This window comes from Nostoc sp. DedQUE07 (assembly GCF_034530975.2).
Taxonomy (GTDB): domain Bacteria; phylum Cyanobacteriota; class Cyanobacteriia; order Cyanobacteriales; family Nostocaceae; genus Nostoc.
Genome location: NZ_JAVRCC020000083.1, coordinates 1 through 23,478, shown reverse-complemented (window position 1 = coordinate 23,478; position 23,478 = coordinate 1). Strand labels below are relative to the sequence as shown.

At 40.5% G+C, this 23,478-nt stretch carries 13 protein-coding genes; 8 read left to right on the top strand and 5 right to left on the bottom strand.

Annotated features, from left to right (window positions below):
* Positions 1 to 959 precede the first annotated feature (959 nt).
* The gene (priA, locus tag RMZ95_RS32545) at positions 960 to 3,605 is read right to left on the bottom strand and encodes a primosomal protein N' (RefSeq protein WP_322683635.1); all 2,646 of its coding nucleotides are present in this window, start codon (positions 3,603 to 3,605) and stop codon (positions 960 to 962) included.
* An 805-nt stretch (positions 3,606 to 4,410) separates the two neighbouring features.
* Between priA and RMZ95_RS32540 the strand changes: the two genes are divergently transcribed.
* Together RMZ95_RS32540 and RMZ95_RS32535 are read left to right on the top strand one after the other, a co-directional pair.
* Positions 4,411 to 5,583, top strand: coding sequence for an RpoD/SigA family RNA polymerase sigma factor (locus RMZ95_RS32540; protein ID WP_322669931.1), 1,173 nt, complete (start codon positions 4,411 to 4,413; stop codon positions 5,581 to 5,583).
* Between the two features lie 162 nt (positions 5,584 to 5,745).
* Positions 5,746 to 6,240 (top strand): GNAT family N-acetyltransferase, encoded by a 495-nt coding sequence (locus tag RMZ95_RS32535; RefSeq protein WP_322683636.1) that lies wholly within the window; start codon positions 5,746 to 5,748, stop codon positions 6,238 to 6,240.
* 184 nt (positions 6,241 to 6,424) lie between these two features.
* Here RMZ95_RS32535 and RMZ95_RS32530 read toward each other — a convergent pair whose 3' ends face one another.
* Positions 6,425 to 12,040, bottom strand: coding sequence for an AAA family ATPase (locus RMZ95_RS32530; RefSeq protein WP_322683637.1), 5,616 nt, complete (start codon positions 12,038 to 12,040; stop codon positions 6,425 to 6,427).
* An 873-nt stretch (positions 12,041 to 12,913) separates the two neighbouring features.
* On the opposite strand from RMZ95_RS32530, the gene petJ reads away from it, so the two are divergent.
* A complete protein-coding gene (petJ, locus tag RMZ95_RS32525; RefSeq protein ID WP_322670045.1) occupies positions 12,914 to 13,249 on the top strand; it encodes a cytochrome c6 PetJ in 336 nt (111 codons plus the stop codon).
* A gap of 176 nt (positions 13,250 to 13,425) precedes the next feature.
* Positions 13,426 to 14,349, top strand: coding sequence for a tetratricopeptide repeat protein (locus RMZ95_RS32520; RefSeq protein ID WP_322683638.1), 924 nt, complete (start codon positions 13,426 to 13,428; stop codon positions 14,347 to 14,349).
* An 11-nt stretch (positions 14,350 to 14,360) separates the two neighbouring features.
* Here the strand turns inward: RMZ95_RS32520 and RMZ95_RS32515 are convergent, their stop codons facing one another.
* Positions 14,361 to 14,987, bottom strand: coding sequence for a Uma2 family endonuclease (locus RMZ95_RS32515; protein WP_322683639.1), 627 nt, complete (start codon positions 14,985 to 14,987; stop codon positions 14,361 to 14,363).
* A 333-nt stretch (positions 14,988 to 15,320) separates the two neighbouring features.
* Between RMZ95_RS32515 and RMZ95_RS32510 the strand changes: the two genes are divergently transcribed.
* On the top strand, positions 15,321 to 16,178 hold the full coding sequence (locus tag RMZ95_RS32510) for a hypothetical protein (protein WP_322683640.1): 858 nt from the start codon (positions 15,321 to 15,323) through the stop codon (positions 16,176 to 16,178).
* Between the two features lie 12 nt (positions 16,179 to 16,190).
* Positions 16,191 to 16,745 carry a hypothetical protein gene (locus RMZ95_RS32505; RefSeq protein WP_322683641.1) on the top strand — a complete coding sequence of 185 codons (555 nt, stop codon included), beginning with the start codon at positions 16,191 to 16,193 and terminating at the stop codon, positions 16,743 to 16,745.
* A gap of 76 nt (positions 16,746 to 16,821) precedes the next feature.
* Here the strand turns inward: RMZ95_RS32505 and glgX are convergent, their stop codons facing one another.
* The gene (gene glgX, locus RMZ95_RS32500) at positions 16,822 to 18,948 is read right to left on the bottom strand and encodes a glycogen debranching protein GlgX (protein ID WP_322683642.1); all 2,127 of its coding nucleotides are present in this window, start codon (positions 18,946 to 18,948) and stop codon (positions 16,822 to 16,824) included.
* A gap of 541 nt (positions 18,949 to 19,489) precedes the next feature.
* Between glgX and RMZ95_RS32495 the strand changes: the two genes are divergently transcribed.
* Both RMZ95_RS32495 and RMZ95_RS32490 read left to right on the top strand, forming a co-directional pair.
* Positions 19,490 to 21,586 (top strand): TonB-dependent receptor, encoded by a 2,097-nt coding sequence (locus RMZ95_RS32495; protein ID WP_322683643.1) that lies wholly within the window; start codon positions 19,490 to 19,492, stop codon positions 21,584 to 21,586.
* A 228-nt stretch (positions 21,587 to 21,814) separates the two neighbouring features.
* Entirely contained in the window at positions 21,815 to 22,111 is a 297-nt protein-coding gene (locus RMZ95_RS32490; protein WP_322669940.1) for a hypothetical protein, read from the top strand.
* 169 nt (positions 22,112 to 22,280) lie between these two features.
* Here RMZ95_RS32490 and nifH read toward each other — a convergent pair whose 3' ends face one another.
* The gene (nifH, locus tag RMZ95_RS32485; RefSeq protein WP_229464468.1) at positions 22,281 to 23,174 is read right to left on the bottom strand and encodes a nitrogenase iron protein; all 894 of its coding nucleotides are present in this window, start codon (positions 23,172 to 23,174) and stop codon (positions 22,281 to 22,283) included.
* Positions 23,175 to 23,478 lie beyond the last annotated feature (304 nt).

The following is a 23,478-nucleotide window of genomic DNA, read 5'->3' as shown; positions in this document are numbered from 1 at the left end:
CACACCCAAAAGCCTTATATATAATGGGTTTGCCGTTAACAAGCGTGCCATTCGGCCAAGTATCTGCAATGATTATTCTTGGCAATCTTTCACTAGCTATAAACGAACGTAATGACCGCAAGTCTTAGGGAACTCATTTCTCCAGAATGTATAAAAAGTATTTATTAAATACTTTTTATACATCAATACTGAACTTGTTTTTAAGAGAATTATAGGGGAACTTTCTAATGCCTCAACTTGGCACAGCATGATTACGTAAAAAGCAATAAATCTTTAAAATTATTACCGTAAACCAACCTTAATATCATGTCCGCCTAATTAGTTATAATTCCCGCATCTGTACAAAAATCAGGAAACCCTTTTCCCCCTAACCCTTGCCGTCTTAATGATAAGTCTTTAAATGGATACGATATGAATTGGTGCTGGCAGAGTTCATTTTTATCAGTGCTGTTAATACAAAAGTAATATCAAGCTAGTTGAATGTTTGTAATATCTATAGTTTGGGGAACCAGCAAGGGCAATAGTGCAGCGTAAAGCCTTCTCTTCTCCCAAAGGGAGACGCTAGGCGTAGCTTGCTTCCCTGTAAGGGTACGCCAATAGGACAGCAACTCTTAAAGATGCTACCGCGAACATCTGGGGGTTTCTCGACAACCAAGCAAGTGGCCTTTGAAAAACAAAACCCAATATTTTATCCATATTTATGTTGTGTTTAACAATAATGAAACCCAACACGAACATGGAGATATTTTATTAAGTAATCAGCCGAACATGATATAAGTTTGACAGTAAATCAGGAAAAATTTTTCAATATCTATACTTACCTTTGTAATAAGATGATATTTTAATTCACTCATCTATCTGAAGGTGGATTATGCAGAGATTAACTTAATTACTAAGCAAATCAGCTTTATTTATCAGTGCGCAACTGGGTGGGGTAGTAATTTACGATCGCATAACGATCACATAATATTTAACGGGTCTACATCAATAGTTAAACTTACAGATGAAGGACAAAGCGATCGCACTTCTTCCCAATCTGGTAATCGCGGTAAGGCATCAGGGGCAAATTTAATCAATATTTGCCAGCGATAACGATTAGCTACTCGTAAAACACTCGCTGGTGCTGGGCCCAATATCTCGAATTCTTCTTCTGTACTCAAGGCTGTAGCAATAACTTGCGCCGTATTTTGCACTTGAATCGGGTCGAGACTACTCAAACGCAACAAAATTAACCGCCCGTATGGAGGATAATTGAGTGCTTGGCGTTGTTCCAATTCAGCTTGAGAGAAAGATTGATAATCGTGCGATCGCACTGCTGCAATTACCTGATGCTCTGTAGTATAAGTCTGCACAATCACTCTACCGGGATCTTCACCTCTACCAGCACGTCCAGCGACTTGAGTCAAGGTTTGAAACGCTCGTTCGCTGGCGCGATAATCTGATAAATTTAGTAATCCATCGGCGGCGACAACACCCACAAGTGTCACCTGTGGTAAATCTAAACCTTTAGTGAGCATTTGCGTACCGACTAACAAATCTGCTTCGCCGTTGGCAAACCGAGTAAGTAGGGTACGATGGGAGCCTTTATTGCGGGTGGTATCGCTATCAAAACGAATCAAGCGCAACTCTGGGAACTGCCTTGCTAGTTCCTGCGTTACCCGTTGAGTACCGCTACCGAAAAATTTTAGATAAGGGGAACTACAATCAGGGCAAAATTTGGGGTGCGATCGCGCATAATTACAATAATGACACCGCAATAATTCCGGCGCTTTTTCTTCGGTGTGGTGATACGCCAGCGACACATCACAGTGCGGACATTCTAATACATATCCACAACTGCGGCAAGAAACAAAAGTACTGTGTCCCCGGCGATGGATAAATAAAATTCCCTGTTGTTTTCTTTCTTGCAACTCTTCTAAAGCTGTTTGCAGCGATCTACTAAATATAGAACGATTTCCCTGCTGTAACTCTTGCCGCATATCAACAATTTCCACCGGTGGTAAAGGGCGAGAATTAATGCGTTCAGGCAAACTTAAATAATGAGTGCTGAGTGCTGAGTGCTGAGTGCTGAGTGAGGAGTTAGGAGTTAGGAGTGAGGAGTGAGGAGTTACGAATTCTCCCCCTGCCCCTCTGCTCCCCTGCTCCCCTGCTCCCCTGCTCCCCTGCCTCCTCAGGCTTACCCAAGTTTCCAATGAAGGCGTAGCGGAACCCAACACCAAAGGGCAATTTTCTAATTCGGCTCGCCACTGGGCAACAGTACGAGCGTGGTAGGTGGGTATGGGGGAATCTTGTTTAAAGCTGCTATCGTGTTCTTCATCTAAAATAATTAAACCCAAGTTGGGCAAAGGGGCAAAAACGGCGCTACGAGTACCAATGACAACTTGGGGTTCTCCGGTAAGCATTTGTCGCCAAGTATCGTAACGTTCACCATCTGAGAGGGCGCTGTGATAAACGCTAACTTTATTACCAAAACGGGCGCGAAAACGATCGGTTAGCTGGGGTGTAAGTCCAATTTCTGGGACTAAAACCAAGGCAGATTTACCTTGATTGAAAAGAGGTGCGATCGCTTGCAAATATACTTCGGTTTTTCCTGAACCTGTCACCCCATGCAATAAAACTTGAGCAAATTCATCTAATGTCTGGATTGTCGCTAAGGCACTAGCTTGAGCTGTAGTTAAAGATTTAGCACCATCGCCTACTAAAGTTGGGCCTTGTTCGGTTCGCAAAACTTCCCGTTCTTCGATGACGATGTAGCCTTTTTCCTCTAGCCCTTTCAGGGTAGGGGTAGTTGTTTTACAAATCTGTAAGAACTCATTTAACCATAACTCGCCACCACGTCGCCGCAGCACTTCTAAAATCTCTCGTTGGCGAGTAGTTAACTCTTGGTCAATTGTACCTGTGAGCGTAACTGCTTTTTGCAATTTTGGTCGAGTTAGTCGTGGTGGTTCTAAGTAGCTTTCTACTAAACCAAATCGCAACAACTCCCGAATTCCCCGATAAGCAGATTTGACTTTTTGTTGCAAGTAAATAAAACTGTAGTCCCCCGCTGGTTGCCCTTGTAAAAGTTCCCAAACTTGCCGCGCAGTTGGAGTCAAAAAAGCCAAAGGATCGGCAGATCCCAGTAAATAACTACTCCCCTTTGCCCCCCTGCCCCTCTGCTCCCCTGCCCCTCTCCCTCCAACCAGGCGGATACGACGCTGCGATCGCCCCAGTAACCCTGGCGGCAGAGCAACCCGGATTACTTGAATCAACGGCGTATAGTAATATGCAGCAACTCGGTTGAGTAATTCCCAATAAGCACTTGGGAAAAATCCAACGCTGACTATATCTTCTACTTCCCGGATTTTTTCTGGTGGTAAATCGATATTGGGTTGTGCCAGTAATCGAATTGCGATCGCTCCTAATTGTTGCGCCCCAAATGGCACGCTCAAAATATCCCCTGGTTTGATTTCTAACTGGGCTGGCAATCGATAAGTAAATAGTCCTGTACTTCCTGGACAGTCTACCAATACTTCAACCCACCGATTAACAGTTTCACCTGACTTATATGATTCATTCGGTTCACTTACCACTAAAGGAGATATTTTTATGTCATTAATATACATACTTGCTGATTTTATAATTAAATATTTCCTTCACATAGCTGGTCAAAATCAACCTAGCTAACTAAACTTTAGTTTTTCGCTTTCTTAAATTTAAATGGTATTTCTCAATACTGTTATTCTTCATAATACTTGATAATTTTCCTCTTATGTAATCTACTAGACAAATTCGTATCAACTATATATGCAATAAATATTTGGTGCCCACTATACAAATAAAAGCATGTCGGCTATTGCTGCAACAGTTACTCTATCTACTAAATATGGAGTAGCCTTTTTCCGCCTATCGGTAGATATTCAACCCTTTCTGTATATGAGATGCTTTTATACAAAGTAATATCGGATCGAAATTAAGCTCTTACTCTTGTAATTTGGATTGTGTAGGTAACTGGAAATCAGATCGGGAATGCGTAAACCCATTAGTAGGTATTCCTTTTCTACAGTGGACTCCAGCGCCTAAAACATTATAAATATTTAGAAAAATATATGAAACTTTAAGAGATTTGGATGATTAGCTGAAATTTTTATATTTGTTAAGGTTGAGAAAGTTTGAGGGGGGTTTGACATATTTGATAATTCCGAAAAAAATGAAGAATATATCTGTTGGGAATCTAAAAAAAAGTTTTATTGGGTGCTAAGGTCAGTTTCGTTATAGGTTGTATATAAGTGTAACCTATAAATACTAGGTAGATGCCGATTTTTATTTCTGTAGACAAATTAGCATCAGCTTATATTTCGCTATTCTTTACGGGTGCATCGTCCATTAGGGAAAACTACCAAGCCTCAAACGAGTAGGTGTAAATGAATTATGTACCAAACAAAGCAACAATCCCTAAAGGAAAATATGAATATTGTTGAATTGGGAAAAATGGAAATACTGGAGAATGCTGCTGATATCGAAGAACCATCACTCGATAGTTTAAATGCAGTGGCAGAAGAAGAATCTCCAATTGTAGTAGAAAATCTGGAATCGGACGAACGCGATGGAGATGACATGGCGGCGGCTCGTCCTTCAGGATACAACAAAACCGAACATGATGATGCTGTCGGCGCATTTTTTAAAGAAATGGCACGTTATCCGCTTTTAAAAGCTGATGAAGAAGTAGAGTTAGCGCGGCGAGTTAGGTTTATAGAGGAATTTAGAGAAATACAAGCGGCTTTAGAGTTAAAACTGGAACATGAAGCTAGCAAATTAGAAGTGGCTTCTGAGTTAGGGATGACGGAAAAGCAACTAGAAAATCGCTTGTATCAAGGGAGAGTAGCAAAACGCAAAATGATTCGCTCTAACTTGAGATTGGTAGTGTCTATCGCCAAGCGATATTTAAATCGGGGAGTGCCTTTTCTGGATTTAATTCAAGAAGGAGCAATGGGTTTAAATCGTGCTACAGAAAAATTCGATCCCGATAAAGGATATAAGTTTTCTACTTACGCCTATTGGTGGATTAGACAAGCGATTACCAGAGCGATCGCTAACGATGCGCGAACAATTCGACTACCAATTCATATTGTCGAAAAGCTTAACAAGCTAAAAAAAGCCCAACGGGAACTCAAACAAAAACTCTGTCGTAATCCTACCGAAGGTGAAATGGCAGAATATTTAGAGATTAGCGTGCAACAACTACGTCAGCTACAACAGCTACGACGACAAGCACTTTCTCTCAACCACCGCGTCGGTAAAGAAGAAGACACGGAATTGATGGATTTGCTAGAAGATGAAGATAACTTGTCTCCTGAAGCAAAAATGAATGAAAACATGATGCGTCAGGAGATTTGGGAAGTCTTGGGTGATGTGTTAACTCCACGAGAGAAAGATGTGATTTCTCTGCGTTATGGTTTGACAACCAGCGAACCATGTACTTTAGAAGAAGTTGGCAATATGTTCAATCTTTCTCGCGAGCGAGTGCGTCAAATTCAAAGCAAAGCCATGCGGAAATTGCGCCGTCCTCACATAGCCAAACGCTTAAAAGGTTGGTTGATTTAATCTCATTGCTCAAGATAGAGATGCAATCTGAAACTTAATTAGCTTTGCAATTCGCAAAAATCAAGCGTTTTGTAGCGTTTTTCGGCTCTTATTTAGTCAATACTCAAAAAAATTGCCCAGTTGCCTATAGACTATGGACTATAAACTATGGACTATAGACGAATGACTTCGGATAGCAATTTGATTGTGCGTTTTGCCCAAGCAGCCGATTGCAGCGTATTGTTTAAATTAATTGAGGGACTTGCAGAATATGAAAAATTATCTCACGCTGTTACTGGCAATGCTCTAGCACTTCAGGAGCATTTATTTGGTTCGCAAAGGTATATAGAGGCAATATTAGCGGAATCTGCGGGTCAAGCTGTTGGTTTTGCGCTGTTTTTTCATAATTATTCAACATTTCTGACTAAGCCGGGAATTTATCTGGAAGATTTATTTGTTTTACCAGAATATCGTAGGCAAGGTATTGGTAAGGCTCTGTTGACTAAAGTCGCTCAGATAGCTGTAGAACGTGATTGTGGGCGATTAGAGTGGAGTGTCTTAGATTGGAACGAGTCAGCCCAAGGATTTTACCGTAGTATGGGAGCCTCTATATTAGATGATTGGCGAATTTGTCGTCTTACAGAACATGCGCTTATTCAGTTAGGCTCTGTTAAATAAAAATTTAAAGATGAAACAAGATAAAAATTGTCTTGTTTTATCTTTAAATTTTTCTCAGGGAAAAAGATACTGTTAAATTATAGGTTGTGTTGTAAAAAATTACATTTTTAATTTTTAATTACAAAAAGTCAAGCTTGATTGAGATGCCATTACTCTGACGTGCCAAACCCGATCTTAGAACTTTTCACTTTACTGAATTTGATGGGATAGAGAGGGAAAACTCTGCTCCTTTTCCTAGCTCCGAGATTACACTTAGTCGTCCCCGATGTTTTTCTACAATAGAGTAGCTAATCGATAATCCTAAGCCTGTTCCTGCGCCAATAGGTTTTGTTGTAAAAAATGGGTCAAATAAATGCTGCTTCACCTTTTCAGACATACCAGACCCATTATCTACAATTTGAATGGTTATTGTATCAGCCTCAGTAATTTTGGTACGAATTTCGATGGTGGGGATTTTTGTTTGTGTATGTTCAGTTGTGAATAATGAATCTAATGCATCAATAGCATTGCTAAGAATATTCATAAATACTTGATTGATCTGACTGGCGTAGCAATTTACTTCAGGCAGTTGGGCATATTCCTTAATCACATTAATTGCGGGGCGGTATGTTTTCTCTTCTAGACGGTGCTGTAAAATTAACAAGGTGCTGTCAATACCTTCATGAAGATTGACAGTTTTCATTTCAGCCTCATCCAAGCGCGAGAAATTGCGGAGAGAAAGAACAATCTGGCGGATGCGATCTGCTCCTAGTTTCATTGATTGCAGTAATTTTTGGAGGTCAGATTTGAGGAAGTTTAAATCTATGGCCTCTAGTTCTTCTTGAATCTCAGCAAATGGTTGAGGATAGTAGTGTTGATACAGATCGACCAAGTGCAGCAAATTTTGACAATATTCATTGGTATAGGTGACGTTGCCATAGATAAAGTTAATCGGGTTGTTAATTTCGTGAGCGATACCTGCCACCATTTGCCCCAATGAAGACATTTTTTCAGTTTGAATCAGTTGGCTTTGGGTGTGTTGCAGTTGTTCTAAAGTTTCCGAGAGATGCTGATTTTTATCATTCAACTCAAAAGTTCTCTGCTCTACCTTTTGCTCCAAGGTATGGCTGTAATCCTCTAGTTGGGCTTTTGCTACGGCAAGATTGTTATAAAACATGGCATTTTGCAGCGAGATGGCAGCTTGTACTGTGAGCAGCCGCAAAACTTCAAGACGGTTTTGGGTAAAGGCTCCAGTCGTCAAACTGTTTTCTAGGTATAGGATGCCAACGATCTGGCCGCGATTGTGAATAGGCGTACATAGCAAGCTTTTAGGTTGCCATTGAATAATATAGGGATCGTTGGCAAAGGTGGTTTCTTTGCGGGCATCATCTAGCACTAAGGTTTCGGAAGTACGCGATACATAGTTCACCACCGTTTTAGGAATATCCTGACTGGCTGAAAGAGGCAATGAGTGCAGATTTCCCCCAAGGCTTTCATGCAAAGGCATAGATCGCTCCTCTTCGACGATCGCTTTGCTGCTTCTTTGAGCTGCAACCACCCAATTATCCTCTTGAAGCAGCAAAATTACTGATTTTTCAGCCCCGGCATTTTCGCTTACAACCTGCATCAAGGTTGTCAACAGCTTTTCTAACTCAATTTCTCCAGCCAATGCATGAGAGGCTTTCATCACCGTTACTAAATCTAACGCTTCAGTCCCACTGGAACTAGTGTGTGTGAATCCGATTGTAGTGGTGAGGCTAAGGTCTGTAGAAGGATTTTCCTCCTCCTGAAGGCTCATAGCCAAGAATTGAGGATATTGGCTCTCCAACTGTTTGACTTTGGCTACAGCTCCCCATTTTAGGTAACTGTAATAGGCATTCATCAAGTAAATTTGAGCCATACCTTCCGTGTGCTTTCCTGGGGAACGGTGCGCGTAACTTGCTTCTACAAAGTGGTACGCCAACGTTTCTTTGTGCCATTCCAAGTAAAATCGGGCAGCCAATTCATTGGCGAGGGCAACTTCTTGAATGTATCCATTGACTTTTGCCCCAGCGATCGCGCGATCGTAAAGATCCACAGCCTGCGCCATCAGTCCCAACACTCGGCATTCTTCGGCTTTCACTAGTTCAAATTTGTGCAAATAATTCATGGGTGCGTGGTGCGCCCATGTCTTCATTTTTTCCTGGTTTTCTCTCACCCGCTCCAGTAATATTTCTCGGCGATCGCCCGTAGCTGTAGAATATTCTGCCAGAGCCGTCAATGAATCATAAAAATAAAACATCTGCACAGTAGCATAGCCCGTGCCTGCAACTAGATAAACTCTAGCTTGAGCAGCTGTTTCCACTGCTTGAGAGATGTTTTCAAACAAATAACAGAGAATCAACTTGTGTAGCCAGAAGTAGTGAGGCCCCACCAAGTCATTCGCATTATGCATTTGAGTCAAAAATTTTGCTTCATCAAGTACCTCACCCGTTAAAATACAGGGATTTTCAGCCTTGCCGAGCAAATTCAAAACTGTTTGCCAGAAGACACGGCAGTAGTTAAGAACCATGTCTTGCCTAAAATTTTCCAAAACATGACAGTAAGCGCGGATATCTTCCTCTAACGATTTCAGTTCTCGTCCCAAAAAATAAGAATACTGACAGATGTCTTTCGTATTGAAGGCAACGTAATATACATTCCTAGTTTCCAGAGCAATTTTGTAGCCCTCCAGTATCAGCTGTAAAGATTTTTGTAGGGGAGACTTCAAATAGGTGATAAAAGCACCTGTAACATAAAATACAGTAGGTTTGATGTCAGTAATATTAAATTTGTCAGTTAATGCCAAAGCCAGGTTGCCAAAGAGATAGGCTTTTTCAATATCTTGGAGAATTCCGTTTAACAGAATGCCATAGGCGGCATAACAGAAGGCAGAAAATGGAGCATTGCCATACTGAATTGATGCTTTGACTTGTGACAGGATGACTAGGGGAAACAGATTTGGTTCGGCGGTGTAAACGGCGGGAGCAACGTTTGCCACAATTCGGTTAACAGCCAGCTTGTCTTTTGCCGTCATCAGGGGTAAGTCAACTAAGGAAGCAATATCACGCCCGTTAATTAAGGCAGCAGTTTCCTGAAGGGCTTGCTGAATATCTTCGGGGGTAGATGTTTCGGGAAAAACCACGCCGAACAGACTCATTCCCTGGCGAGCGATCGCGATCGCGCCTATTACATTATTTTGAGTTGTATACGCCTGAATTTGGGTTTCGTAAATGCTGATTTGATCTAGTGGAGTTTTGGCTTGCTGCATTACTGTTTGAGCCAATTGCTCCATCTGTTCATGGGCACCACAAAGGTAAGCAGCCTCGGCGGCTGATTCGTGCAGTGCTAGAGCCAATTCATATTGAGTGTGCCAACAGTCGGATCTCAATAAATCAATCCCGGTAGTTAAATACTCAATTGCTACCTGGTATGATGTAGTAGATTTAGCTTTTTTTCCTGCGAGTAGGTTAAGTTGTGCGAGTCGATCGCGATCGGGTACAGATACAATCAGTTCTTTGCCAAGATTCAATTGGTTGACAATTTCAAAAATCAGCAATTCTTGCTCAGTTTCCGGGGTATTACTCAACAGCAATTGACCAATCTTCAGGTGAGTTGCTGGTTTTTGGTTGGCTGGAATTAGTGAATAAGCGGCTTGTTGAATGCGATCGTGGAAAAATTTGTAGGTAATAGTTATCGATCCGCGATCGTTTGTCAAATCATCTATGACAACAGACTCATTCTGAAAGAATGTATACCCTTCACCACCGGGCAAAATTAATCCATCCTTGAGAGCTGGCCACAAATCTGCTGCGGTTTGGGCTGGAGATTTTTCATAGACAATCGATAGGGTTTCTAAATCAAACTGATTGCCAACACAGGCGGCCAGTTTGAGAACATCTTGCGTCTGCGATCGCAATTTTTGGAGTTGCAGCACTACAAACTCTACAATATCTTCTGTAAAAGAAAGCGCCCGGATTTGAGCAAGATTGCACTGCCAATCGCCTGTTCTGCTGGCAAAGGCGATCAGTCCATCTTCATGCAGCGATTTGAGAAACTGGTTAGTGAAAAATGGATTACCTTTGGTCTTTTGATACACCAAATTGGCGATCGCAATTGCTTGTTCTGCTGAATATTTCAGCGTATCTGCAATCAGTTGATTTAGGTCGGCTTCGGTAAGGGCAGAAAGGACAATACTGCTAACTGTAATCGCCTCTTGACGCATCTCCTCAATGGTCAACATCAAGGGATGTGCAGAAGAAACCTCATTATCTCGATATGCTCCAATCACTAACAAATAAGAGTTATTGGCTTCACTCATCAACAGATGCATCAGTTTTAGAGAAGCCAAGTCTGCCCACTGTAAATCATCGAGGAAAATGACCAGGGGATGCTCTTGAGTTGTGAATACTTGAATGAATTTCTGAAATAGCAAATTGAAGCGGCTTTGGACAGCAGTACCCGATAATTCCGGCACAGAGGGCTGTTTGCCAATGATTCGTTCGAGTTCTGGAATCACCTCAATAATCACTTGACCACTTTCACCCAATGTAGATAAAATTTGGGTCTTCCACTGGTCAATTTGAGCATCGCTCTCTGTCAGCAGTTGTGCCATTAAGTCCCGGAATGCTTGCACCAAAGCAAAAAAGGGAATATTCCGATTAAATTGATCGAATTTGCCTTTGATAAAGTATCCGCGCTGACGGGCGATCGGTTTGTGAACTTCGTTGACAATTGCCGTTTTCCCAATACCAGAGGAACCTGCCACCAAGATGATTTCAGAAGTTCCCTGGCGCACCCGTTCAAAGGTTGCTAGTAGCATTGCCACTTCTGCTTCCCGTCCATAGAGTTTTTCAGGAATTGTAAAGCGATCGCAAACGTCCTTATGCCCTAGCTGAAATGGGATAATATTTCCACTCTCCTGCAATTGTTCCAAACAAATTTGCAGATCGTGCTTTAGCCCTAATGCATTCTGATAGCGGTCTTCAGCATTTTTCGCCATCAGTTTCATGACGATATCACAGAGAATTTGAGGAATCTCTTCTCTATTCCCTAAAAGTGGTGGTTGTTTCGCTATGTGACAATGCACCAATTCCATCAAATCATCGGATTGAAATGGTAATCGCCCAGTTAAGAGTTCATAGAAAGTGACTCCGAGAGAATAGAAGTCAGTGCGGTAATCAATTCCCCGATTCATTCGTCCGGTTTGTTCGGGGGAGATATAGGCGAGGGTTCCTTCTAAAACAGTCGGGCTGGTTGAAAGTTGGTTAACTCTTGGTAGCAATGAAGCAATGCTAAAGTCAATGAGTTTAACCTCCTTTGTAGTCGGATTTATCAGGATATTGGCGGGTTTGATATCCTTGTGGATAACTTGGTGATGGTAGAGATCGGCCAGGATATCAGCAAGTGCGATCGCAATCTGTAAAAACTCGCTCAAAAACTCAGGACAAAAGCGTGAGATATTTTCCTCACTTGCTACCTTTCTGAATCCCTGTCTCCAAGTGTCAGCATACTCCTTCAAAGAAATTCCGCCAAAGTCTTCTAAGATCAGAGCGGGTCGATTATGACAATTTTCCAGGCTATAGATCCGAACAACCCCAGGAACATTTAAGATTTTCGTAATTGTGTACTGATTTTTGAATTGAGCCAACTCAATCAGACTGGGATAACAATTTTTAAGAAGTTTGATCGCAACAGCAGTTTGATCGCTCTCTCGCAAAGCTCGGTAAACCAGAGTGCGACTGCTGGTGTAAATTCTCTCACCAATTCGATAGCCGGGAACATCGACTCGATTCTCTAGCATAAAAGTTGCTATTGGATAACCTGAGTTTATTTTTCCCTAATTAACTTGAATTATCACAATTCATTAGTAAAAATTGAGAAACCCGATCGAGCTAAATCAACCGACTATAGTTGAATCTATCCCATTAATCTCAGAGGATGTTTGAAAAGTATTTTTGGTAACTTCTAAGCCTCGGAAACTTAACCTTTCTACCCCATTCCCTACAAGTAAATGTGGGTTAAATGAGGGTTTAAAAACCTCTGTTTGCTTGTCTGATGATAGGCTGACGCCAATGGGAAAAAAAATGGAAGCGGTATTTCTGGCATCCTTTACGATTTTTTAAACATCCTCTAAGGGATCTGCACGAAAAATAAATTTGGGTTCTTGCAGTAGTTTTATGGTAATCAGTAGAGTTTACTAAATTTTCATAATTATAATTTAGCGAGCTAGGACTCCTATTTGATAGACTCAGTACGGAGCTATGCCTTTTTTCCTATTTCCTGTTTGCTGCCCACGTAAGTAAATTCGGTAATCAAACTGAATTACTATATCAATACGTAAAATATAAGTTTTTTCAGCATTTCATTATTATAAAATATACTTAAATAACTCCAGGTTTATAATCTTTAGGATTGCATGGTTAAATTTTAAAAACACTTCCTGCAAAGTATTGTAAGTGGCAGTTGCTTACGGATATCTTAATCATAGAACGGGGAATCAACACAGAATTCTTCATGATGCAATTACAGACGTAATTGAAAATTTTTATTAAGCAAAATTTAAAAAATTTTTGGGCTAAGTTTGACAGCTTGTCATTTGACTATGGCAGCGGCTCAACTGACAATTATGGAGGATATTGCACCGAATAAGCCGTTATTGCAGAGAGAACACGAAATGAAAAAAATGATTACAGTCATACTGTTAGGCATAGCAATCTTCACATTTGCCTTCAGCAGTCCAGCATTGGCAGCAGATGCTGCTAGTGGAGCTAAAGTATTTAGTGCCAATTGTGCCTCTTGTCACGCAGGAGGAAAGAATCTGGTTCAAGCTGACAAAAACCTGAAGAAGGAGGCTTTGCAAAAGAATGGTTTGTACTCAGCAGAGGCGATTATTTCCCAGGTTACAAAAGGTAAAAATGCTATGCCCGCTTTCGGCAAACGTTTGAAGTCTAACCAAATTGAAGATGTAGCGGCTTATGTGCTTTCACAAGCAGATAATGGTTGGAAGTAGACTAAAATTTAACTTCAAAAATTAACAATTGGCGGGGCTTTCTGTCCCGCTAATCTTAGAGTTGCCGCAATTATCAAACAGGATGCATATACCAATTTAGGATTTTAGATTAATAGTCTTTATAAAAAGACTGTTCCAAAAATATCAAACAATACTACCTATCCTCATTTGGTATTATGAGTAATTTCTGGCGATTATTTTTCAGTATAATTATTGCTTTTCCTCTGACTTTTTTGACTTTACCTGCACATTCTTCACCCATTTTAATTACCCAAGTAATAGCGGGTGATTTCTTAGAGTTGGGTGTATATAAGATGCGGCGCGGTGATTATCAGGAAGCAATAGAGAATTTCAACCAGGCGATTGAACTTAAGAAAGATTTGGCTGTCGCTTATAGCGATCGCTGTCTTGCTTATCTGCAATTACAAGATTACCATCAAGCGATCGCAGATTGTACTCAAGCGATAAATTTTGCACCGGATAACTTCGAGGCTTATCTGAACCGGGGAGTAGCACACTACAGACAAGGGGATTATCCAGCTGCCATTGTCGATCATAACCGAGCGATCGCACTTAAACCCTCCGATTTTCGAGCCTATTACAACCGAGGGTTAGCCCGTGCTGGGGATGGGAAAGACTCGGAGGCAATTCTTGACTTTAATTTAGCCCTAACTCAAATTCCTCGAATCAGTAGCTTATTGCTTGCAGATATCTATAATGACCGAGGTTTATCGCATTTTGTCTTGCAAGATATCCAAGCTGCGATGCTCGACTTTAATTTAGCAATTCGCCTCAATGCTAACGATTATAGAGCTTACTTTAACCGAGGTTGTGCTTGCGGACGAAACGGAGATAACTTTGGTGCAGTACGCGATTTTTCACAAGTCATCAGACTTAACCCCAGTAATGCCCAGGCTTACGTTAATCGGGGAGTAGCTCAGTATCGCTTAGGATATCACTTAGGAGCTATATCTGATTTACAAAAAGCATCTGAGTATTTTGAAAACCAAGGAAAAAAAGTTGCCTACGAAAAAACTTTAGATTTACTGAAGAGTTTGCGAGAACAAATTTCGTCTGCAACTGAAATCGCTATTTTATAAGACTGCCAGGGCTATACAGGGTATCCACCAGCTTGAAAAATCTGTTTGGCGGTTAAATCTAATTCGGGGAAAAGAGGTGAGATAATGCGATCGCTACCTTGAAACTGGCTGACTTGATATTCTCCCTCAATTAAAGTGAAAAGCGAGACTGTTGGTTGTTTGGGGTTGCCAATAAATCGCCTACCGCCTAAAGCAGCATAATCTACAATCCAGTATTCTGGGATGCCTACACCCTCATAATCAGCAGCTTTTTTTAAATAATCATCACGCCAATTGCTACTTACTACCTCAACTACTAAAGGTATTGATTCCGCTTGGCTTACAGTAGATTCTTTTTTCCATAAAGGTTCATTCACTAAATTGGGGCGATTTAATATCAGTACATCTGGTGAGTAAGCCGATTCATTTTCAGGCGGTTTTACTAGTACTGTTTTGGGTATGAAGTAGGGGAGATTTAAACGAATACACTCTCTAGTAACTTCAAAAGCTAAAAATCCAACTACCTCTTCATGGTCGCCTGTGGGTTGCGGCATCTCTACTATTACTCCATCATGCAATTCATGACGTTTTCCCGTGTTGTCAGGATATTTAGCAACGAATTGATCGAATGTAACTACTTTGCGTAAGGCTTGAATCATAAATTATTGCCATTCGTCTCAATGTTAACGATTATAGAGCGTACTTTAACCGGGGTTGTGCTTGCAAAAAAAACAGAGATAACTTTGGTACGAAGGTTTTAGGTTTATTCCCTTCATCTTTTGGAGCCTAGCTTACTTATGAAGCGCGATCTCTCTAGCTCTTGAAAATCGCTCGTCTGGAAATTTAAACGCCTAAGACAGAATAAAACATATCTCAATCTAGAGTCAGATCGTATTACTAGTAGAACCCAGATCACACTTCAATGAGTTTATCTCGGCTAAACTAAATATTTATATTTAAATATAACAAATATTTACATAGGAACTTAAATTATGCCAATGAAAAGAGGCGATCGCAGAGATTCTAATTATGACAACGCTGTTAATAATCCTCGCTCACGGCAAAAAGAACCAGCTTCTCCTCGTGAGCTTCAACAGCTATTAATGACTGTTCGTGCCCAACGTGATGAAGCACAACAACGTGCAAAAGAAAATGAGGAATATGCATCTCAACTGGTTCATGTTCAGCAAGAGATTCAAACTTACCAAATTGAGGCTAATGAACTAAAAGAGCAAGTCAATCAAAACTATAGATTCTATATTGATGAACAACAAAGTCATCAAAAGACGCTTTACCTTTATAACGAAGAAAAAGCGAAAATATCCCAGTTAGTTCATGTTCACCAGCGAGAGATTCAAACTTGTCAACTCGAAGCTAATGAGCTAAAAGAGCAAGTCACTCAAAATTATCGCTTCTATATTGATGAGCAACAAAGTCATCAACAAACACTTTGTCTCTACAATGAAGAAAAAGCCAGAGCAACTGAATTGCTTACCAAATATGATATAGCCAACTCTGAACGAGAAATGTATTTGACTTTATACAATGAGGCTAAAGCAGAACTCAAACATGAGCGTCGTTCCAAAGCTAGTATTAAGGGATGGGAAACGCGCCGGAAAGCCGAGAATGAAAAACTAAAACGAGAAATTGCTCAGATGGTTGTGCTATTGCGTGACTCTTTAGCAAGTAAAGATGAAGCAGTAAATAATCTTTACGTTGTAGCAGAACGTATGGATCGGATTCAATCTCTAGTTGATTCGGTAGAAGAAGAAACAATTAATAATCCTATGGGTTTGGTACAAAAGTTTAAACGCATCTGGCTGGCAATTAAAGACATACTTTCTGAATAAACAAGCATATCCATGAACAAAAAATCACTACCAACCACGCAAAAACAAGGTAAAGCGAGGCTGGGAGATCAAATTCGTAATATTGCCGATCGCCTTAAACAAGAGACAGATGTACAGATAACAGCAACTTCTCGAATTTTAGGCGCTGCTGCTCAAATTGCCGAAAATCATGACCGACTTATTAATGAAGTAGTTGATATGGTTGAGTCAGACCTAAATGTAGAGAAACAGGTATATCAAAAGCATATTTACACTATTGATTTTCTAAAGCAACAGTTTAAAACATTACGGGATGCAAAGGCTCACTTTAATTTGAAAGTTACTAGTTGGGAATCACTAGCTAATAAATTAAATGCTGCATCTTCTCAAACAATCACAATTCAAAATAAACCTCAATCAAATCAGGGTTTGGTAGACACTAATACGATCAGAGGTGAATATAATTTTAATAATCTTGAAAAATTGACAGTTTTTTTAGAACCTGATGTTGCAGAAATGTTTCCTAATTCGGAAGCAGTAAATGAAGCTCTGCGTTTTCTAATTAGAGTTACGAGTAAAAATTATTGAGGCATTCTAGCAACTTTATAGAAAGAAAAATATATTTTTCTTTCTATAAAATTGAGTATTTTTTCTCCTCATACTGCTAACTAATAAGGCGTAACACCATCAGAGAGCGATCTGAAACTGGTACAGTTTGAGAGCCGGAAACTAATTTTCCCCGATCTAAAAACCGAGGTTCATTAGTGTCAATTACTATCTCCCATACCTTTTCTTTAAAGTCATCGGGTAAAGCAAACTCAATTAACTCGTAGTGAGCGTTAAAAAATATCAGAAAACTTTCATCAATAATCCGCTCACCACGATCGCCTGGAGTAGCAATTCCCTGCCCATTCAAAAAAATCTCCATTACTTTGGCATAACTAACTAGCCACTGCTGCTCAGTCATTTCACTGCCATCAGAATTAAACCAAGCAATATCATTAATACCTAAACCGTGAATGGGGCGGCCTTGAAACCACTTACGCCGCCGGAATACTGGATGCTGATGGCGAAAATTAATTAGTTCGCGTGTAAAGTCTAATAAATCCGAGTTCGCTTTGTGCAAATCCCAATGCCGCCAAGAAATCTCATTGTCTTGGCAGTAGACATTATTATTTCCCTTTTGACTACAGCCAATTTCATCCCCCTCTAATAGCATTGGGACACCTTGAGATAGCATTAGGGTTGCTAAAAAGTTTCGTCGTTGCCGTTCGCGCAAACGCATTACTTCTGGATCGTCGGTTTCGCCTTCTGCACCACAATTCCAGGATCTATTATGGCTTTCACCATCTCTACTGTCTTCCCCGTTTGCCTCGTTATGCTTTTCGTTGTAGCTGACCAAATCATTTAACGTAAAACCATCATGAGCAGTTATGAAATTAATACTTGCATTTGGGTTGCGTCCGTTTGTTTGATACAAGTCAGGGCTACCGGTAAAACAGTAGGCAAATTGTCCTAAACTATCATCTACACCACGCCAAAAATCTCTGACTGTATCCCGATATCTACCATTCCACTCAGACCAACGCAGTGGAAAGTTCCCGACTTGATAGCCGCCTTCTCCTAAGTCCCAAGGTTCAGCAATCAGCTTCACATCTGCCAAGATTGGGTCTTGATGAATAATATCAAAGAAAGCTGATAGATTATCTACTTCATATAGTTCCCGCGCCAGCGCCGAGGCCAAATCAAAGCGGAAGCCATCTACATGCATTTCTGTTACCCAATAGCGCAGGCTATCCATGATTAACTTCAGAACTTGAGCATGACGCACATTCAGAGAGTTACCGCAGCCTGTAAAATCCATGTAGTAGCGAGGATCGTCTTTTACCAAACGGTAATATACAGAATTATCAATACCTCGCAAAGACAGCGTTGGCCCGAAATGATTTCCTTCGCCAGTGTGGTTGTAGACTACATCTAAGATCACTTCAATTCCGGCAAAATGTAGTGCCTTGACCATTTGCTTGAATTCAGCGACTTGTTCTCCCGCTGTCCCACTAGCACTGTAACTAGAATAGGGAGCAAAATAGTTGATGGAATCGTAGCCCCAGTAATTGCTTAATCCTTTTCCTTCTAAATGTCCCGGATGAGATAAAAAATGATGTACTGGCATCAACTCTACTGCTGTAATTCCTAATTGCAGTAAGTGTTGAATTGCAGCAGGATGTGCCAAACCGGCATAAGTGCCGCGCAACTCTTCTGGAATAGCTGGGTGTAGTTTAGTAAAACCTTTGACGTGAGTTTCATAAATAACAGTTCTATACCAAGGTGTAGCAAGCAGTTTATCGCCTTCCCAATCAAAAGATTGATCCACCACAACACACTTGGGCATTATTTTGGCATCATCTAGTTCGGAAAAAACTAAGTCTTTTTCCTCAGCGTCTAGAGAGTAGCCAAAGACAGCTGGATCGTTACTAAACTCACCGTCAATTGCCTTAGCGTAGGGGTCAATTAATAGTTTGTTTGGATTGAATCGATGACCAACTTCCGGTGCCCACATCCCATGCACTCTAAACCCATACTTTTGACCTGGGCCAACTCCTGGTAAGTAACCATGCCAAACAAAATTATTTTTTTCTGTCAAAGGCAAGCGGATTTCTTCGTCATCGTTATCAAATAAACAAAGCTCTACCCCTGTTGCATTTTCCGAAAATAAAGCAAAGTTTGTTCCTTTACCATCCCAAGTTGCACCTAAAGGATATACATTTCCCGGCCATAAAGCTACATACATAAATAAATCTTGAATATTAGTTTTTCGGCAAATATTATTGACTTCAACTTTTTTGAATAATTAGTTAAAATCTAAGAGTTACTAATAATTCTTTAGAAGTCAATAACACTCAAATTTAACTTCAAAATAATATTATTGACTCTATCATTAGTAATAAAATCTCTATTCCTTAAGTTGGAAAAATTAATATAGAGGGCAACAGACTGAAGGAAAACTGCGCTGTTTGCGACACGCCGCGCAATCTGCTTCAGTAAAGCGATGCCTGCGTTAGGATGCGCTAACGGTAAAGAGCAAGGGTTTTAAACCCTCACTGTTGCCACAGTTTCCTGCAAGGTACGGCTCTTTACATGGCTCCAAATCATCTAGGTCAAATCCCGTTCTACCTTCTTTAAATGCGATCGCTCTAGAGTCTAACACATAGTAACTTGACAAATAGTCTCATCCGGTCTTTAGAAATATGACAGCGTGTCTTTTGACACGATTTTACTATTACAGCCACAATGCTACGTAGTAACTGTTTTTACTTGGTGTGAAAGAGAACGTGAAAAAGGATTTTTTGTTGCTAACAGTTGCTTTACCTTTACTGATAGCATCTCCTAGTTATGCTGTTGAGAGTGAAATTGAGCAGAGAAATACTAATAAATCAACCGAAGTTATTTCAGAGATTCCGAGTTTGAGTGAAATTGAGCTACCCGCCACTAATGCGGAATTATTATCTCAACAATCTGTACCAATTGAAGTTAATCCAGAAGAAACTCAGCCAGAAACAGAGCAAACTCCGAGCGATGATGCAGACATTTCGATAGAAGCGATCGCAGAACCAGACAACCTACCCCAATCTACTCCAACTTACGTAATCGATCGAGAAGAAATTAAGAAGCAGGGTGCTGCAAGTTTAGCCGATATTTTGAAAAGAATGCCTGGTTTTGCAATCAATGATGTCGGTCATGGTGCAGATATTCACACAGGTACATACTATCGGGGAGCCTCAATTAATCAATCTGTATTTTTGATTAATGGTAGACAAATTAACACTAATGTGAACATTTATCATGGTGGAACTGATTTAAATAGCATTCCTGTAGAGGCGATTGAACGAGTCGAATTATATAGCGGCACAGCCTCCGCTTTATTTGGTTCCTCAGCCTTTGGAGGAGTTGTGAATATTATCACCAAGGAAGGTTATGGCAAACCTAAATTGAGCGCTAGTGCAGAATTTGGCTCATTGAGTTTAAATAATCAACAAGTGACTTATGGTGGTTCATCCGATAAAGTCAAATACAACTTTAGCTTTGAAAGATTTTTTACAGATAACCGTTACCGCGTTCCTGTAGGTGCAGCAAATCGTGACGAACAGGGATTTTTATCAAATGCAGACACAGCTACAAGTACCTATTTTGGTAGCATTGGAGTAGATTTAAATCAAAAAAATTCTTTGAATTTAGATGTTACTGCACTCAGCAGTCGTCGTGGCTTAATTTATTTTGGGTTTCCTCTCCAAAGAGATAGATTAGACCACGATGGTTTAAATATTGGCTTATCTTGGAAAACTCGACTAGGTAATGGGGAAAGCTCTAATCTTACAACCTCAATTGGTTATAACCAAGATTATTTTAGCACCTATGGCCCTACAGGAGTATCATTTTATCGTAGAGGGTCTTTAGATACACAACAACTCACAGCCAGAGTCGATCATGAGTGGAAAATTACTGCGAATAATAAATTGCGTTGGGGATTAGATTTGAAAAACACCGATTTAATCGGTGATGTTTTGAGTACAGATCCTACTAGGATTGTCGAAAACGAAAAGGAAGATCGGAGTTTGTTCAATACAGCTTTATTTGCTGTCAATACTTGGAATATTAGCGATAACTTTCTGATAGATTTAGGGCTAAGGCAAACCTTTGACAGCCAATTTGGAAATTATCTCAACCCTAGTGTTGGGTTACGTTACGCCGTCACACCATTAATAGCAGTGCGTGGAAGTTGGGCAGGGGCACAACGCAATCCTGGGTTAGATCAGTTGTATGTTTATGATACAGTTCATGGTTGGGCACCTAATCCTGATTTAAGACCAGAAACTGGCTCTACTTGGAGTGCAGGAATCGATGTTAATTTTTCTCAAAATCTGATTGGACAGTTTACTTACTTTGGTAGTAGTATAGGCGATCGCTTAGGAGTCATCGCTGGAAAATGGGCAAACATTGGATTAGTAGATACCAATGGTTTAGAAGCTGCATTGCAATTAAAAATTGCCACTGGCTGGTCAACTTTCCTCAACTATACTTATACAGATTCCCAAATAAAAACAGGGACAGAGAAAGGTTTACAATTAGGTTTAATTCCCTACTCTGTACTGCAAACTGGTGTAGGTTATGAAAATTCAGGTTGGCAAGCTAACTTGTATGTTACCTACAATAGTGGCGCTCGCAGATCCATCTTTGCTAACTCTAATGACAAGCCTACAGATTTTGCACCGTCTTTCGTGAATTTAGATTTGAGCGGGCGTATACCTCTAACTAGCAATTTAGGACTAACAGTTTACTTAGAAAATCTACTGGATGAGCAATATGAGCGAGTTAATCGCATATATAGCCCTGGATTTACTTTTCGTCTGGGTTTAAACGCCAACTTTTAGGTATTCAATGTAGAGATTTTATCATTACGAAGTCTCTACATTCTTATATCTTGTCACATGATTTGGAAAATCTCACTTTCCTATAAGGATAGAATGTTAGGTTTGACAGTATTTTTGTAGTAAAGGTAAGGCACCACCGTACAACACAGTGCGTTAAGCTAAAGCCATAATGGCCCTACTTAAAATTTATTTTAATCTAAAATCTAAAATCTAAAATCTAAAATTGTTATGAGAGCCAAAATTGAAAATAAAATACTTTTTATCCACCACGAAGATTTGCCAGAGTTTAAAAAAGGTGGTTCGGTGGTAAGAAACTCTTATTTTTGGGCATTACGTTCAATAGCTGGTCAAGCTTCACGTTATCGTGATTGGGAATACGAACCGGAGGTTTGGCTAGCGCTTTCACGAATGCTTTTATCGTTTGCTGAATCGGGATATTTGGGTATTAGAGAAACTTTACTAGAGTTTCCCTTATCTCAAGGAGAAATTCCTAATTTGCTGCGAGATGTTTCCACTTGGGAGTAGGGATGTATAGCTTTCAAATCTGGAAATATCTCTTCTATATAAATGCGTAGCGGCTTCTTGCAGGGAACGAGCGATCGCTATATATTTCTATTAAGGATTCAAACAAAGAAATCCAAAAATTGCAGGAAGGGTGGGCAACAGCCCACCCTAAACCATTATTTAATTGGTACTACTTTACGGGTGCTTCAGTAGCAGACTTACCAACTAGCATTGCGGTATTTTCGTCACTTTCAAGAATACCGAATTCAATCAACAACTCTTCTAACTCTTCCATCTCAATGGGGGTGGGGACGGCGAGTTTGTCGTTGTCGATGATCTTTTTAGCTAGTATCCGATATTCGTTACTTTGATTGCTATCAGGTGCGTACTCGTTAACAGTCATCCGACGCAATTCTGCGTGTTGAACAATGTTGTCACGAGGTACGTAGTGAATCATTTGGGTATTCAAACGTTTTGCCAAGGTTTCGATTAAATCGATTTCCCGGTCAACGTTACGGCTGTTACAAATCAAACCACCCAAGCGCACGCCGCCTGTGTGAGCATATTTGAGAACACCACGAGCAATGTTGTTAGCTGCATACATCGCCATCATTTCACCAGAGGTAACGATGTAGATTTCTTGTGCCTTACCTTCACGGATAGGCATAGCGAAACCACCGCACACAACGTCACCCAAAACGTCGTAACTTACAAAATCAACATCTTTGTAAGCACCGTTTTCTTCCAAGAAGTTGATAGCGGTAATAATACCACGACCAGCGCAACCCACACCAGGTTCAGGCCCACCAGACTCCACACAACGTACATCGCGGAAACCAGTAAGCATTACTTCTTCGAGTTCAATGTCTTCTACAGCACCGCGTTCAGCAGCCAATTGCAGAACACTTGTTTGAGCTTTACTGTGTAGCATCAAACGGGTAGAGTCAGCTTTCGGGTCGCAACCGACAATTAGAATGCGTTGACCCATTTCAGCCATTGCTGCTAAGGTATTTTGAGAAGTAGTAGATTTCCCAATACCGCCTTTACCATAGAAAGCTATTTGTCTAATCTTTTCGTCAGTCATGGTTGTGTTTCCTACAATGATTTAATTGATGAGCCGTAAGCTTGATGTAGTTGTTTACCCTTGGCGTCGTAGGGAAGTAGAGCCTATTGGCGTAGACGCGTAGCGACTTGTCGCTAGACATCGCATCCTGGCAAAAGCAGTTAAAATCAGAACATATTTACCCACGAAGCGATGGCTTAAGAGATAGATAAATCTAATCTCTTAATAACAAAGCCTTTGAAACTATGACTTCAGCATTATCAGTTGTTGCAAGAACCTATCCCACTAATACCAAAATGTGATAATCTACTTTCTGAATAAGAGG